Genomic DNA, 527 nt, shown 5'->3' with positions numbered 1-527 from the left:
TCTTCAAGTGCGGCAAGCGCCGAACCCTTGACGATCGGAATGTCGTCGCCGGGGAACTCGTTCTTGGTCAAAAGCTCACGCACCTCGAGCTCGACCAGTTCGAGCAACTCGGCGTCGTCGACCTGGTCGACCTTGTTCAAGAACACCACGATCGAGGGCACGCCGACCTGGCGGGCGAGCAGGATGTGCTCGCGCGTCTGCGGCATCGGGCCGTCGGCGGCCGACACCACCAGGATCGCGCCGTCCATCTGCGCAGCACCGGTGATCATGTTCTTCACGTAGTCGGCGTGGCCGGGGCAGTCGACATGGGCATAGTGGCGGTTGGCGGTCTCGTATTCGACGTGCGCCGTCGAAATGGTGATGCCGCGCGCCTTCTCTTCCGGCGCCGCATCGATCTGGTCGTAGCGCTTGTATTCGCCAAAATACTTGGTGATCGCCGCCGTCAGCGACGTCTTGCCATGGTCGACGTGACCAATCGTGCCAATGTTCACATGAGGCTTAGTGCGCTCGAATTTACCTTTTGCCAT

General features: G+C 61.3%; 1 protein-coding gene. It reads right to left on the bottom strand.

Features of this window, described 5'->3' with window-relative positions; translation table 11 throughout:
- The coding region (locus NKI29_RS33410) for a GTP-binding protein (RefSeq protein WP_287096495.1) at positions 1-527 on the bottom strand (527 nt) is incomplete at its 3' end.

This window comes from Mesorhizobium sp. M0678 (genome assembly GCF_040320505.1).
Lineage (GTDB): Bacteria > Pseudomonadota > Alphaproteobacteria > Rhizobiales > Rhizobiaceae > Mesorhizobium.
Note: the sequence above shows the minus strand (reverse complement) of the source record. Positions and strands in the feature narration are given on the sequence as shown.